Source organism: Bradyrhizobium sp. (genome assembly GCF_035935975.1).
In the GTDB taxonomy this organism is placed as follows: domain Bacteria; phylum Pseudomonadota; class Alphaproteobacteria; order Rhizobiales; family Xanthobacteraceae; genus Bradyrhizobium.
In genome coordinates, this window is sequence record NZ_DASYWN010000038.1 from 147,138 (window position 1) to 160,001 (window position 12,864).

Sequence of the window (12,864 nt, forward strand, 5' to 3'; positions counted from 1 at the left end):
ACTCGTCGTTCGGTATTGTGACCGGCAACGATCGATAGATTCCGCGGTATGGGTCCCCACGTTCGCGGGGACGACACCGAGGGACCTCACGCCACCAGCGACAGCTTCGGCAGGCTCGCGACCACCGACTGGTTGCGCCCGCCCGCCTTCGCCGCATAGAGCGCCTTGTCGGCGGCGGCGACCAGCACGGTCCAGTCCATGCCGATGGCGGGAACGAGGCTGGCGATGCCGCAGGAGACGGTCGAGGCCGTCTGGTCGTCGGACCAGCCCTGCACCTTGCCGCGGATCGCCTCGGCGACTTTGAAGGCGTCGGTGGCCGAGGTGTTCGGCAGCAGCACCGCGAATTCCTCGCCGCCATAGCGCGCGGCGCAATCGCCGGCGCGGCTGACCGAATCGGAAATGCAGATGGCGATGCCGACCAGCACCTGGTCGCCGGCCTGGTGGCCGAACGTGTCGTTGTAGGCCTTGAAGTGATCGGCATCGATCATGAGCAGCGCGATGGGCGCTTTCTGGCGCATCGCGCGCCGCCACTCGCTGTCGATCACGGTATCGAACTTGCGCCGGTTCTTCAGGCCCGTGAGTGCGTCCGTCGTCGCCATCTCCTCGAGCTTGCTCTCGGCTTCGGCGCGCCGGCCGATCTCGCGCGCGAGCACGATCGAGGATCCCAGCAGGAACAGCGCGAGCAGCAGCACCACGGCGCCGATGCGAATGGCCTCCTTGCGCCAGAGGTCGAACACGGCGCTCAACGGCTTGCCGGCGACGACGAACAGCGGCCCGCTGTCGCCGCTGCGCGCATAGAGCCGCGGCGTCGGATCGACCGGGCCCTGGCCCGAATAGGATGCGCCGACACGCAGATTGTCGGCCTTCCAGGCCTGGCGCTCGCCGAGGTTCGTGCCGATCACGTCGAGATCGAACGGCCGTCGCATCATGATGGTGCGGTCGCGCTTGAGCACGGTGATGGTGTCTTCGGGATCGAGGTTCAGCCGTTCGAACAATTCGTGGAAATAGCTGAAGCGGATCGAGCCGGCCACGACGCCGAGGAAGCCGCCGTCGGTGTCGCTGATGCGCCGGCTCAGCACGATCGAATAGGCGCCGCGGAACAGCATCGGCCGGCTGATGTAGAGGCCCGCGCCGGGATTGTCGCGGTGAACCCTGAAATAATCCTCGTCGGCGCGGTTCTCGGCGCGCGGATCAAGCGCGGAGGCGTCGATGGTCAGCCTGCCCTCGGCATCGTAGACCTGGATGGCGCCGAAGTGCCGCGCCGTGGTCGCATGATCGAACAGGATGAGGTGACGGACCGCTTTCGAGACCGTGGCGAGCTCGGGCAGCAGCATGTTGCTCGCCACCGCCTTCAGCGACAGATCGTAGATCTCGATGTTGCGGCTGATGTCGGATTCGATGGAGGTGGCGAGGTTCTCCAGCGTCTGGCGGGCCAGCGCCTCCTCGCCGCGGCGCATGTCGAGCATGACGTTGACGCAAATGGCGGAAAAGCCGATCACCGTCACGAGGGACGAGACGATCAGCAGTTTCGCCGAAATCCGCCACGGCCGGCGGGCCATGGCTTCGCGCCATCCAGACAGCATCGTTTGCTCCCGACCCTGATGGATGCGCCCGAAATCTTGAGTAGTGTTTAAGCCGCGACGACGCTGTCGCAATGAGTTAAGAAGCGGTTTACCCGGCTAACGATTTTCGGCAGGCCTGATCGGCGATCCGGCTGCGGACGAGAGGACGATTGTGAACGACTACGACGCATTGCGCGACTATCTGATGCGGCAGAAGCAGGCGGAGTTCGTGCTGACCTTCGAGCAGATCGAGGAGATCATCGGCGCGGCGCTGCCGCGCGCGGCCAACCGTGCCTCATGGTGGGACAGCCTGCGCAGCCCCGACATCCAGATGCCGCAGCGCGAAGCCTGTCTCGCCGCCGGGTTCGTGGCGACGCGGATGCCTGACGGCGCGAGCGTGCGGTTCACGAAGAAGAAGCAGCGCAGGTGAGCTGACGCGGCATGATCCTGCGCTGGCTAAGGGGGATTTTTGGCGCAGCCCTGATCGGCCTGGGCGTGCTGTTCGCGCTCGCCTTCGAGGCCCGCTACTGGCGCTGGCGCGACTGCTTCAACGAGCTCGGCCGCTGCTTCGATCCGGTCTCGCAGGACGTGTATCTCGAGCAGGCGGGAATGGTCTGGGGCGGCCTCGCCGCGATGTCGCTGCTGGCGGGATTTGGGCTGGTGATGGGGTTGCGGCGGAGGCCAGGGTAGGCCAGCTGGATGCGGTACGCCGCAAGCGCGAGAAGGGGCGGTCAGCCTACGTGCAAAACCACAGCCTTCATTGGCGATTATGGGGCCAGCGGTCGTCTGCGGCATGTGTTCGTATCAGGCATCTGGTCGTCTGCCGGTCGCAGGCGCGCACGCATGTGTTCTGGCGCCCCCGAACGTCACCGGCCCCACCGGCGTAGTCGGCACACGTGCCGAGGCAATTTGCGCCTCGATCCTCGCATAGAGCGGCTGTCACTGTTGCGGCTTCGGCTGATGCGGCAAGGAACATGCCGGTGCTGATGAGGGTGATCGCGAAGAACAGGTGCCGGGTCATCGGTAGCTCCCGAGAGAGACGCGTGTGGTTCGCTTATTCCGGGAACGACGGCGGCGAGCCCAGTGACCTCGATGACGACGCTGTTCCGGATCGAATGCAGTTGTGCAATCTTCCGTGGCGGTCGGGGAGGGCCCATTGATCTGGATCAAGCCCGGCATCAGCGCGCCGATGCATCACCTGCTTGCTTCGCGAACGGACTCTCGAGCGGGGGAGAGGAAAGAGACTAGCTCGCCGCTTCCAACCGCACTTCCGTCAGCAGCCGCATCGCGGCGTCCGCGTCCATCGGCTCGCCGAAGGCGAAGCCCTGCGCGTATTCGCAGCCCATCTGGTAGAGCTCGACCGCATCGGAATCGGTCTCGGCGCCTTCGGCGACCACATCCATGCCGAGATCATGCGCGAGCGCGATGATCGACTTCAGGATCACCGGCCGCGTGCCGCGGCTGGTGGTGCGGACGAAGGACTGGTCGATCTTGATGGTGTCGAACGGGAAGCGCTGCAGATAGGCCAGCGAGGAATGACCGGTGCCGAAATCGTCGAGCGACAGGCCGGTGCCGAGCTCGCGGATGCGTGTCAGCATCTGCGCTGCGTGCTCCGGATTCTCCATCACCAGCGATTCCGTCAGTTCGAGCTTGAGCGTGCCGCGCGCGACCGAGGAGCGCGACAGCACGGTGCGGACGTCGTGGATCAGGTCGTGGCGCAAAAGCTGCCGCGACGACACGTTGACCGAGGCGAAGATCGGCTCGCGCGAGCGCATCGCGCGCTGCCACACCGAGAGCTGCTTCGCGGTCTGGTCGAGCACGAACATGCCGAGATCGACGATCAGGCCGGTCTCTTCCGCAATGCCGATGAATTCCGACGGCGCCATGCGCCCGAGTTTCGGATGATCCCAGCGCGCCAGCGCCTCGAAGCCCGCCACGGAGCGATCCTCCAGCCGCACGATCGGCTGGTACAGGATCGTGATCTCCTGCCGCTCGATGGCGCGGCGCAGCTCGCTCTCCAGCGTGAGGCGGTCGGTCTTCCGTGCCCGCATCGCCGGCTTGTAGACGTCGATGCGGTCGCCGCCGATGCGCTTGGAGTGATACATCGCGAGCTCGGCGTCCTTGATGATCTCGTCCGTGAGCTGGGTCTGCGGATCGGACAGCGCCAGCCCGATCGAGGCCGTGAGAAAAATCTCGCGGTCGTTGAAGGCGATCGGCGCGCGGATGGTCTTCCGGATGGTCTCGGCGAAGGCGGTGATGCGGGCCGGGTCCTGCTCGGAGAGCAGGATCAGGCCGAACTGGTCGCCGGCGAGACGCGCAAGCGTGTCCTGCGGCTTCAGGATGCGGGTGAGGCGGCGGGCCAGCGTCAGCAGGATGGAATCGCCGACCGCGATGCCGACGGAATCGTTGACCTGCTTGAAGCGGTCGAGGTCGATCACCATCAGCGTCGGCCGCAGCGTTGGCATCGACTTGGCGAAATGCGCGACGGCACCGAGCCGGTCCATGAACAGTTTGCGGTTGGGCAGGCCGGTGAGATTGTCATGCACGGAATCGTGCAGCAGGCGTTCCTCGGCGTTGCGCAGCTCGGTGACGTCGGTGAGCGTGCCGACGACGCGCGAGACCTCGCCGTCCGAGCCGACCACCGGGCGCGCCTTCAGCGCGAACCACATGAAGTGACCGTCGGGCGTGCGCAGGCGGAAGTCCTGCACCAGGCGGCCGCGGCGCTGGTCGAGCACGCTGTCGAGCGCGGCGCGGAAGCGGTCCTGGTCGAGCGGGTGCAGCACTTCCAGCCAGGAGGCGGCCGGACCTTCCAGCGTGCCGCGCTTGAGGCCGAGCAGGGCCTCGGTCTCGGGGCTGGTGAAGACCTTGTCGGCGGAGACGTCCCAGTCCCAGATCAGGTCGCCGGAACCGGCCAGCGCCAGTGCGCGGCGCTCGATGTCGGAGACGACGCCGGTGGTGGCGCCGCCGCCGGCGAAGGCGTGCTGCATCACCGTGAAGCCGATCAGCATCACGATCAGCACGAGGCCGCCGAGCAGGGCAGGGCCGACGATGTCGTTGGTGACGGAACCCGCAACCGTCATGCCGGCCGCGACCACCCAGACCACCAGGAGAAACCAGGTCGGGATCAGCAGCACCGCGCGGTCGAAGCCGTGGGTGGAGAGATAGACGATCAGCGCGAAGCCGGCGAAGGCGATCAGCACCAGCGAGATGCGCGCGATGCCGGAGGCGACGGCCGGATCGAACAGAGCGAGCGCGACGAGGGAGCCGAGGAACGCGAGCCAGCCCACCGTGATGTGCGAGTAGCGCACATGCCATCGACTGAGGTTGAGATAGGCGAACAGGAACACCAGCAGCGTCGCCGCCAATATCGCCTCACCTGCCGCGCGCCAGATGCGCTCGGCGTTGTTCGACATGTCGAGCACCTTGCCCCAGAAGCCGAAATCGACGCCGATATAGACCAGCACCGCCCAGGCCAGCGCCGCTGCGGCCGGGAACATGATGCTGCCCTTGACCACGAACAGGATGGTCAGCACCAGCGCAAGCAGGCCGGAGATGCCGATCACGATGCCCTGGTACAGCGTGAACGAGTTGACCTTGTCCTTGTAGGCTTCCGGCTCCCACAGATAGAGCTGCGGCAGCTTGTCGGTGCGCAGTTCCGCGACGAAGGTGACGACGGCGCCCGGGTCGAGCGTGACGCGGAACACGTCGGCGGTCGGGCTTTCCTGCCGCTCCGGCCGGTCGCCCGTCGAGGGCGTGATGGTCGCGATGCGTGAGAGACCAAGGTCGGGCCACAACAGGCCTGAGGAGACGATGCGGTAATGCGGGGCGACGATCAGGCGGTCGAGCTGGTCGTCGGTGTTGTTGGCGAGCGCGAACACGATCCAGTTCTGGCCGCCTTCGCGGGCGCGCACTTCGATGCGGCGGACGATGCCGTCGGTGCCGGGCGCGGTCGAGACCTGGATGCGGTCGGCATCGCTGCGCTGATGCTCGAGCACGCCGGTGAGGTCGATCGCGGGCGCGTCACTGCGGACGCTGACGGCGTCGAGCGCGCGCGCAGGATACGCGGCGACGAGAATCATGAGGCCCAGCGCGATGGGCGCGAGGCACCTGATCAGACGCAAGGTCAGTTCTCCGCGTTCGACGCAACTCTTCGGTGGAAGACGATTTCACACCGGACGGAATTGGTTCGGTGCGACGCGATAGATGCCACGAAAGCGAGGAAAATCAAAGGGTTTCCGGCGTCCCCCGTGGGCCGCTGGCCTAGACCTCCAACACAATTTTGCCAATATGTGCTGAGGTCTCCATGCGCCGGTGCGCGTCGGATGCCTTTTCCAGCGGGAAAGAGCTGTCCATCAGCGGTTTGACCCGGCCTTCGCGCAAGAGCGGCATCACTTTCGCTTCGATCGCGGCCACCATCGCCGCCTTGTCCGCATTACTACGGGGACGCAGCGTCGAGCCGGTATGCGTCAGGCGCTTGACCATCACCTTGGCGATGTTGGCGGTAATCTTGGGGCCGTTGAGGGTCGCGATCTGGACGATGCGGCCGTCCATGGCGGCGGCATCATAGTTGCGGTCGACATACTCGCCGGCGACCATGTCGAGGATCAGATTGACGCCGACCTTGTTGGTCTCTTCCCTGATCACGGCGACGAAGTCTTCGGTCTTGTAGTTGATGGCGCGGTCGGCGCCGAGCTTGAGGCAGGCATCGACCTTGTCCTGCGAGCCGACGGTGACGAACACCTTGGCGCCGAACGCCTTGGCGAGCTGGATCGCCATGGTGCCGATGCCGGAGGAGCCGCCATGGATCAGCAGCGTCTCGCCGGCCTTCAGGCCGCCGCGCTCGAACACGTTGTGCCAGACCGTCATCAGGGTCTCCGGCAGCGCGCCGGCTTCCTTGATCGAGAGTGCCGGCGGCACGCTCATGGCCTGGGCGTCCTGGGCGATGCAGTACTGGGCATAACCGCCGCCGGCGACCAGCGACATCACCTTGTCGCCGATCTTGTGCCGCTTGGCGTTGCTGCCGACGGCGACCACCTCACCGGCGATCTCGAGGCCGGGCAGGTCGCTGGCGCCGGGCGGCGGCGGATAGGCGCCGGAGCGCTGCGCCACGTCGGGCCGGTTCACGCCGGCAGCCTGAACCTTGACCAGGATCTCGTCGGGGCCGGGCTGCGGCAGGGCGCGTTGTTCCGGCACCAGCACCTCCGGTCCGCCGGGAGTGGAGATGGCGACCACGGTCATTTGCGCGGGCAGCTTGTCCATGATGTGTCCTTGAGCAAAGGTGCGGGAGGAACGAGGCCATTGCTTAGCCAGCGCGGTCCAAGCTGGCAACCGCCTCGGCCGTGTGGTGGCGCGAACGCAGGAGGAACGAGGATGCCGATCGAAGACGACGACCGCCCGCGCAAGAAGATCACGCATGAAATCGGACAGGATCTCTCACTCTTGTCAGTGGAGGAACTGACCGAGCGCGTCACCCTGCTCAAGACCGAGATCGCCAGGCTCGAAGAAGCCGCCACCAAGAAGCGCGCCTCGCGCGATGCGGCGAACAGTTTTTTCAAGTCGTAGGTTCGGCAATCAACTCTCGTGTGTCCCGGGCGCGCTGCGGCGCGTAGCTCTGCCGCGCAGAACCGGGACCCATGCCTCTCGAAATTCATCGGCCCAAAAGCTGGGCCCCGGCTCAGCAGCGCAGCACTTCGTGCCGCACTGCGTCCGGGGCACGGGCGCGGCTCGGCCTTTGGCCGACATGGCTAACGAACCCTCAAAAAATTCGTTCGTTTACGGTCGATTAAGCTTTTCACTTTATGACTGGAGCTGTCCTCGTTTGGACACCGAGTGGCTCCTGTCCACTCTGTTTGACGCCTCCCTGTTATCAACTTTCAAAGCCGCCGGTCTTCCGGCGGCTCTTTTTTTGCCTCTCCCTTCGGTTGAATTCCGAGGAATGACCCGCGGAAACCATATCCGCGCTTGTCGCTGGACTCGGCGCCTCGCCCGCGCAATGATTTGTTCATCATAAGCCGGCGCCTAAGCCGGGTGGGTAAACAGTTGCGTAAGGGGCGTTAACCATGGAACGTTTGCAGGCCGACGGCGCTCTCGTTCAACTCAGCGAGCGGTTCACCAATTCTGCGGCGTTCGGCACGCTGTTCCGCGAGGGCATGGACCTCGTCGAAGAAACCGCTGCCTATCTCGACGGCGCCGGCCGCACTGAAGCCAAGGCGCTCGATCGCGCCGTCAGCCTCACCTACGCGACCGAGAGCATGCGCCTCACCACGCGCCTGATGCAACTCGCCTCGTGGCTGCTGCTGCACCGCGCGGTGAAGGAAGGCGAGATGACGCTGGTCCAGGCCAACCGCGAGAAGACCAAGGTCAAGCTCAGCGCCGCCGATCCCGGTCCCACCGACACCATCGAGAAGCTGCCGACGCAGCTCCAGGACCTGATCCACCGCTCGATGAGCCTGCAGGCCCGCGTCCGCCGCCTCGACACCTCGATCCACACCGCGCCGGCCGAGCACGTCGCCATCGGCAACCCGCTGGTGCCGCACCTCAACGCGCTGAAGGCCGCGTTCGAGCGGTAAGGTCTATCTTCTGTCATTCCGGGGCGCGCACCATAGTTCGATGCTGCGCATCGCCCCGGAACGACAGTCCCCCCAAAAGCAAAAACGCCCCCGGTGCTCCGGGGGCGTTTTTCGTCTCCAGCCTTGCGGGCCGGATCAATCCTTTTTGAGAAAGCCCGAAAACTTCTTCTGGAAGCGCGAGACGCGGCCGCCGCGGTCCATGATCTGGGCGTTGCCGCCGGTCCAGGCCGGGTGCGACTTCGGGTCGATGTCGAGGTTCAGCGTGTCGCCTTCCTTGCCCCAGGTGGAGCGGGTCAGGTACTCGGTTCCGTCGGTCATGACGACCTTAATCGTATGATAATCCGGATGAATTTCGGCTTTCATGGCAATTCCTAGGGCGCCCGGCGCCCGGCTTGAGTGACTCTCGAATGACGGATTTGGCGGGGTCTATACCCCACAGCCCCCTTTAAAACAAGCCATTGTGGGGACTTGAGAACCGGGCCGTCCCCTAAGGGACATCCCGGATTTGCCACTCCTCCCGCACCGGCCTATGTGGAGTTAATCTCTCTTCCTGGGTCCGATCTCATGAGCGCTGTGGAACGGCTTGACGACCAGTATCGCGACGCGCCCGACACCGCGCCGGCGGAAGCCCGGTCCATCGAAGCCGAGCTGGTCGAGCAGCCCGCCAAGGGCCGCGCCAAGCTGCGGCCGCTGCTCGCCCTCGCCCCCTATGTGAACCGTTACCGCGGCCGTGCCGCGCTCGCCTTCGTGGCGCTGACGGTCGCCGCGCTGACCACGCTGCTGGTGCCGGTCGCGGTGCGCCGGATGATCGATTTCGGCCTGACGCCCGAAGGCATCGCGCTGATCAACAGTTACTTCTCGGTGATGATCGCCGTCGTCGCCGTGCTCGCACTGGCGAGCGCGTCGCGCTACTACCTCGTGATGACGATCGGCGAGCGCATCGTTGCTGATTTGCGCCGCGACGTCTTCGCCCATCTGCTCTCGCTCTCGCCCGCCTTCTTCGATTCCGCGCGCAGCGGCGAACTGGTGTCGCGCCTGACCGCCGACACCACGCAGATCAAGTCCGCGGTTGGCGCCTCCGTCTCGATCGCGCTGCGCAATCTGATGATGTTTTTTGGCGCGGCAGCCATGATGGTCATCACCAGCCCGCGTCTCTCCGGCTTCGTGCTGCTTGCGATCCCCCTGATCGTGCTGCCGCTGGTCGCCTTCGGGCGCTGGGTGCGGCGGCTGTCGCGCAATGCGCAGGACACGCTGGCCGACGCTTCGGCCTATGCCGGCGAGCTGGTCGGCGCAATCCGCACCGTGCAGGCCTATACCAGCGAAGGACTGGCTGCGAAGCGTTTTGGCGGCGAGGTCGAGCAGGCCTATGAGGCCGCGCGCACCTCGACCCAGGCCCGCGCGGTTCTCACCGCCATCGTCATCTTCATCGTGTTCGCCAGCGTGGTCGGGATCCTGTGGATCGGCTCGCATGACGTCTTGATCGGCACGATCTCGCCCGGTCGCCTCGGCCAGTTCGTGCTCTATGCGGCGTTTGCCGCGGCGGGCCTCGGCCAGCTCAGCGAGGTCTGGGGCGAGGTCTCGGCGGCCTCAGGCGCGGCCGAGCGTCTGTTCGAGATCCTGCATGTGAAGCCCGAGATCGCCGCGCCCGCATCGCCGCGTACGCTGCCGGTGCCGGCACGCGGCGAGGTCGGCTTCGATCACGTCAGCTTTGCCTATCCCGCGCGGCCCGACGTTAACGTGCTCGACACCGTGTCGTTCACCGTGCGTCCCGGCGAGAAGGTCGCGATCGTCGGTCCCTCCGGCGCCGGCAAGAGCACGATCTTCCATCTGCTGCTGCGCTTCTACGATCCGCGCAACGGCGCGATCTTGCTCGACGGCGTGCCGGTCAAGTCCGCCGACCCGCGCGACTTCCGCTCGCACATCGCGCTGGTGCCGCAGGAATCCAACGTGTTCGCCGCCAGCGCCCGCGAGAACATCCGCTTCGGCCGTCCCGATGCGACCGACGCCGAGGTCGAGCGCGCCGCCGAGCTCGCGCATGCCGCCGAATTCATCCGCCGATTGCCCGAAGGTTATGAGACCCCGCTCGGCGAGCGCGGCGTGACCCTGTCCGGCGGCCAGCGCCAGCGCATCGCCATCGCCCGCGCCATCCTGCGCGATGCGCCGCTGCTGCTGCTCGATGAAGCGACCTCCGCGCTCGATGCCGAAAGCGAGACCTTGGTGCAGACCGCGCTCGAAGAGCTGATGCGTCATCGCACCACGCTCGTGATCGCCCACCGCCTCGCCACCGTCCTCTCCTGCGACCGTATCCTGGTGATGGACCAGGGCAAGATCGTCGAGCAGGGCACGCATGCCGAGCTCGTCGCCGCGAACGGTCTCTATGCGAGGCTGGCGAGGCTGCAGTTCGAGGGGGCGTGAGGTTCTGTGCTGGCGCGGTGCTTCATTGGAAGTGGGGCGCACCTACCTGCCTGAGTTCGGAAGGAGGCATGCCGTAAGCGGCTCGGAAGACGCGGTTGAAGGTCACGAGATTGCGAAAACCGCACGCGAACGCAATGTCGATGATGCGATGGCGTCGCAAGGCCGGGTCTCGCAACATCGCCACGGCTTTCTCCAACCTTTGTTCACGGACATAGCGACCGACGCTCAATCCGCAGCGTTCGAAGTCCTTTCGCAACTGGCTGGTGGAGACGCGGACATGCGCGGCAATGCCTTCCTCGCTCAGGAAAGGATCCTCGAGGCGCTGGGAGATGTAGCGCCGAGCCGACATCAGACGCCCGCGGCTCGAGATTCCGAACCGTGCGTTGTCCTCCCCCAGATTGGGAATAGCGATCGAAGCCGTCGCCGCGATCAGATCGGCGATATGATCAGCCGCGAACTGCTTGATCAGGGGAATCGTGGGGGCGGTCTCTCCGACGAGGACATCGATATAGGCGCGGAGAAGCCCATTGACCACCGACGGGCCGGATACGACCGTCATCAGGCCGTCCTCGAACAGAGCGCATCGTTGGCGAACGCGTTCCCGCTCCGTCTGCACAGCGACGAGACCGCATTGTCCGTCGCTAGCCAGAATGATCGAGGGCGCGCTCTGCTCGATGAGTACGGACGCTCCAGGAGCAAGTTCGACGCTCTTCCCCGATTGGTCGACCCCGAGCGGGTATTGCCCCGCATTCAGGAGCAGCACGACATTGTTCGTATTGTGAGCAGCGATATCACTCGTGGTCCGCGATATCGACTTCACGGTGCCATGGATTGTGCCTACGGCGACATCGTTGGTTCGGGCAATTCTGAGCTCGCCCTCAAATGACCTGCCGATCGACGGATCGGCACGCAGATGGGCATAGCCGGATGAGAGCGATGAAATCCACTGCTCTTTCCGGAGTGTTTCATCGCCTATCAGGTCATTTGAGCTGTAGACTATCCTCTGCACGCATCCCCCATAGGCGTCCAACACGCCCGCCGTTCGCACTCGCAATCACAGAACCTCGCCGTCGCCTCTCAGGAGAGCCGCAGAGCTCGGTGTCTGGCTGGAACATCGCAAAATACCCGTTTGGCCTCAACCGACGGCTCATCAGCCAGCTTGCGGCAGATGCGGCGGGACTGGTTTCGGACGAGACCAGCGGCATGCAACGGAATACGAGCAGCCGCTTTGCGATGCCCGACTGTCCTGATCCATAAGTATCGAATTTGACTATAAAACCTGTCGATCTTGATAAGATCGAAGCCTGTTCATTCCTTATCGAAGGGCGTCTGTTTTCGCTGGGACTGCATCGTTGCTACATAAGACGGTATTTTCATCGCGTGATCTGCCTTCAGAGCTGAACGATAAAGCAAGATTCGCCCGCTGGCAGGACATCCACGTCGCTGAAATCTGGTCGGTGGAATACAGCGTCTCCGACAATCTCCCTTTCGAGGCGGATATCGAGGCTACCGCCATTGGGCCGCTGGTTCTCGGCCAGATGGCCGGCACCATCAAACGGGCCAACAGGCAGGCCAGGAACATCGCCGACGATGGCCGTGACGGTTATCTCCTGCTCGTCAACAGGGGCGACACGGTGCTGGCCGGAACGCAGGTCGGTCGTGACTATAGTGTCGGATTTGGACAGGCCGCTCTGGTTTCGGCAGCCGAGCCATTGAAAATGATCGGCGGAGACAGAAACCTCTGGGCCAATGTGGTGATCCCCCGCGACGTGCTCGCCACCACATTCAAACATGTCGATGACAGGCTGGCGTTGCGCATCGACGCCGAGAACGAGGCGTTGGGTCTGCTCACGCGATATTGTCGCATTCTCGAAGCCGGCCCGCCCATCGTCTCGCCCGATCTCATGGCGCATGTTGGCGAGACGATCGTCGATCTCGTCGGCCTGGCGACCGGCGCAAAAGGCGAGGCGGCCGAGATCGCGGGCCTGCGCGGCCTGCGGGCGGCGCGATTGCAGGCGATTCTGGCCAAGATCCGGGATGGCTTCCTCAGTCCTGAAATTTCCGCACGCAGGGTCGCGCAGGAACTCGGACTGTCCATTCGCTATGTTCACGAAATTCTGGAAGAGACCGGCTTCAGCTTTGCTGAGCACGTCCTCGAATTGCGGTTGCAGAAAACGCGGCAGATCCTGTCTGATCGGGCCTACGACAAGCTGCTGGTGAGCGAGATCGCCTATTCCTGCGGCTTCAGCAGTCTTTCCTATTTCAATCGCGCGTTCCGCCATCGCTTCGGCTGCACCCCAGGTTCCGTCCGGTAGCGC

11 protein-coding genes are annotated in these 12,864 nt (G+C 64.8%); 6 read left to right on the plus strand and 5 right to left on the minus strand.

The features are described from left to right. Positions 1-86: 86 nt before the first annotated feature. Entirely contained in the window at positions 87-1,583 is a 1,497-nt protein-coding gene (locus VGR99_RS21215; protein ID WP_326901058.1) for a diguanylate cyclase, read from the minus strand. Between the two features lie 151 nt (positions 1,584-1,734). Here VGR99_RS21215 and VGR99_RS21220 point away from each other — a divergent pair, with 151 nt between their 5' ends. Next, positions 1,735-1,992, plus strand: a complete 258-nt coding sequence (locus VGR99_RS21220; protein ID WP_326901059.1) for a DUF7662 domain-containing protein — start codon at positions 1,735-1,737, stop codon at positions 1,990-1,992. Between the two features lie 11 nt (positions 1,993-2,003). Further along, positions 2,004-2,252, plus strand: a complete 249-nt coding sequence (locus tag VGR99_RS21225) for a hypothetical protein (RefSeq protein ID WP_326901060.1) — start codon at positions 2,004-2,006, stop codon at positions 2,250-2,252. Positions 2,253-2,806: 554 nt separating this feature from the next. On the opposite strand, the gene VGR99_RS21230 is transcribed toward VGR99_RS21225, so the two are convergent. Both VGR99_RS21230 and VGR99_RS21235 read right to left on the minus strand, forming a co-directional pair. Then, positions 2,807-5,683: an EAL domain-containing protein gene (locus VGR99_RS21230; protein ID WP_326901061.1), complete on the minus strand. Its 2,877-nt coding sequence runs from the start codon at positions 5,681-5,683 to the stop codon at positions 2,807-2,809. 139 nt (positions 5,684-5,822) lie between these two features. After that, positions 5,823-6,821, minus strand: a complete 999-nt coding sequence (locus tag VGR99_RS21235) for an NAD(P)H-quinone oxidoreductase (protein ID WP_326901063.1) — start codon at positions 6,819-6,821, stop codon at positions 5,823-5,825. A 111-nt stretch (positions 6,822-6,932) separates the two neighbouring features. Here VGR99_RS21235 and VGR99_RS21240 point away from each other — a divergent pair, with 111 nt between their 5' ends. Together VGR99_RS21240 and VGR99_RS21245 are read left to right on the plus strand one after the other, a co-directional pair. Then, positions 6,933-7,124 carry a DUF1192 domain-containing protein gene (locus VGR99_RS21240; protein WP_326901065.1) on the plus strand — a complete coding sequence of 64 codons (192 nt, stop codon included), beginning with the start codon at positions 6,933-6,935 and terminating at the stop codon, positions 7,122-7,124. Between the two features lie 497 nt (positions 7,125-7,621). Further along, complete coding sequence (locus VGR99_RS21245; protein ID WP_326901068.1) at positions 7,622-8,131, plus strand: DUF1465 family protein; 510 nt, start codon at positions 7,622-7,624, stop codon at positions 8,129-8,131. A 135-nt stretch (positions 8,132-8,266) separates the two neighbouring features. Here VGR99_RS21245 and rpmE read toward each other — a convergent pair whose 3' ends face one another. Further along, entirely contained in the window at positions 8,267-8,494 is a 228-nt protein-coding gene (gene rpmE, locus VGR99_RS21250; protein ID WP_011084323.1) for a 50S ribosomal protein L31, read from the minus strand. Between the two features lie 201 nt (positions 8,495-8,695). On the opposite strand from rpmE, the gene VGR99_RS21255 reads away from it, so the two are divergent. Then, positions 8,696-10,546, plus strand: a complete 1,851-nt coding sequence (locus VGR99_RS21255) for an ABC transporter ATP-binding protein/permease (protein ID WP_326901076.1) — start codon at positions 8,696-8,698, stop codon at positions 10,544-10,546. Positions 10,547-10,568: 22 nt separating this feature from the next. Here VGR99_RS21255 and VGR99_RS21260 read toward each other — a convergent pair whose 3' ends face one another. Beyond that, positions 10,569-11,579 carry a helix-turn-helix domain-containing protein gene (locus tag VGR99_RS21260; RefSeq protein ID WP_326901078.1) on the minus strand — a complete coding sequence of 337 codons (1,011 nt, stop codon included), beginning with the start codon at positions 11,577-11,579 and terminating at the stop codon, positions 10,569-10,571. Between the two features lie 319 nt (positions 11,580-11,898). Here VGR99_RS21260 and VGR99_RS21265 point away from each other — a divergent pair, with 319 nt between their 5' ends. After that, positions 11,899-12,861, plus strand: a complete 963-nt coding sequence (locus tag VGR99_RS21265) for an AraC family transcriptional regulator (RefSeq protein ID WP_326901079.1) — start codon at positions 11,899-11,901, stop codon at positions 12,859-12,861. Positions 12,862-12,864 lie beyond the last annotated feature (3 nt).